Origin of the sequence: Protofrankia sp. CiT1 (genome assembly GCF_917627335.1) — a bacterium.
Lineage (GTDB): Bacteria > Actinomycetota > Actinomycetes > Frankiales > Frankiaceae > Protofrankia.
Genome location: NZ_CAKJTP010000178.1, coordinates 1 through 1,536 on the forward strand (window position 1 = coordinate 1; position 1,536 = coordinate 1,536).

General features: G+C 70.4%; 3 protein-coding genes. All 3 read left to right on the forward strand.

Annotated elements, in window-relative coordinates; translation table 11 throughout:
• Positions 1-194, forward strand: a 194-nt coding sequence (locus MJ785_RS19065; protein WP_239382110.1) for a hypothetical protein, incomplete at its 5' end; no start/stop codon positions are given.
• Positions 195-327: 133 nt separating this feature from the next.
• A complete protein-coding gene (locus MJ785_RS19070) occupies positions 328-684 on the forward strand; it encodes a hypothetical protein (RefSeq protein ID WP_239311416.1) in 357 nt (118 codons plus the stop codon).
• A gap of 5 nt (positions 685-689) precedes the next feature.
• Positions 690-1,352, forward strand: a complete 663-nt coding sequence (locus MJ785_RS19075) for a nucleotidyl transferase AbiEii/AbiGii toxin family protein (protein ID WP_239311414.1) — start codon at positions 690-692, stop codon at positions 1,350-1,352.
• Positions 1,353-1,536 lie beyond the last annotated feature (184 nt).

Consider the following 1,536-nt stretch of genomic DNA (forward strand, 5'->3'; position numbering starts at 1 on the left):
GCACCGAGGAGCGTGGTCGCGCGCCGGTGCGCCGCTTGGTCGCGAGCGGGTGTTCCCCGGACGCCGAGGCGACGCGCGGCCCGGGATGGTCGAAGATCCCGCGGGAGCTCGGGTCGCCTCCCCGCGCGGCGTACACGCTGGTCTGTTCGTCGAGCCACCGGCATGGGGTGCCCGATGACAGACGAGAGCTGTGATCGGTCGTCCTCGAGAGCGCCGTGGCGAGTCGCGGGCTGCGGCAGCGGCGCCTGGAGCCGGCCCGGGTTTGGTCTACCGTAGGGACAGGCGGAGCACTCTCCGCGGCAGGTCCGAGGTGGGAAGGCGGTGTCGATGATGAGTTCGCCTTCCGGCGGCCCCCCGCCCGGGTCGCGCTACACCGACGTGCGCCCGTACGCGGTCGCCGACTCCCTTGGCGATCTTCACGGTCCGACGGCCGGTGTGGTCGTCCTGGACCGGTGGCTGGACTGGTCGGGTTCGGGTCGCTACGACCTGGGAAATCCGGGCCGGCTGGTTCGGATGTACGAGACCGTTCTGCGTGAGGCGTCGAAGAAGACGGACCTTTCGCGGTGGCTGGACGGGCGCACACTCGTGCGGCTCTGGCGGGAACTCGTGCTGCCACCGCAGGTGCGCAGCCGCTGGGAGACACGGTTCCCCGAACTGGCCACCGGGCACTGGTCCGCGGCGTAGCGACGTTGACGGCGCAGACCCCGCCGATCCACCGGCGGCTGGCGGCCATCGGACTGGATGTCGGCGGGCCGTGCGGGTTCGCGCTGGCCGGCGGTCACGCTGTCGCGGCCCACGGGATTCTCCAGCGGCCCAGCGAGGACGTGGACCTGTTCGCGGACTGGGCCAGGCGCGCGGACTTCCCCGCCGCGGTGGACGCCGTGATCGCGGCATACAGAGCCGACGGCCTCGAGGTCCACGTCGAGATGCGAACCGATCTGATGGCGCGTCTCCACGTGACGGACCCGAACCAGCCCGGCGAGCTTCACCGCGTCGAACTGGTCGCCAACTGGCGGTTCCAGCCGCCGGTCCAGATGGACGTCGGACCGGTACTCCACCCGGACGACGTCATGGCCGGCAAGATCGACGCGCTGTGCAACCGCGCCGCCGCCCGCGACTTCCTAGACATTGACGCTGCGATCACCGGAGGGCACTACACCCTCGACCGACTCTGCGAGATCGCCCAGGAGGCCGACGCCGGGTTCGACCGCCGGCACTTCGCCGCGATGCTTGAGCTAATCGGCCGACTTGACGACCGCGACGACTTCGCCGCCTACGGCGCGACCCCCGAGTACCTGGCTGGCCTGCGGCTGAGAGTCGCAGACTGGCGCACCCACCTCACCAGGGAATGAACACCGCCTCGCTCGCGGCCCCATCGAAGCGGACGCGCCTGTCGGCCAGATCGGGACGCCGAGGCGGATACCGAGCGCGAGGTCGTTGCCCAAGCCGTTATGGCTGCTGTTTGGGGCTGTCCACTGTCCAGTCGTGGCCACCAGACACCGGATGCTCAAGTCGTCATGGGGCTGCCAACTGGAC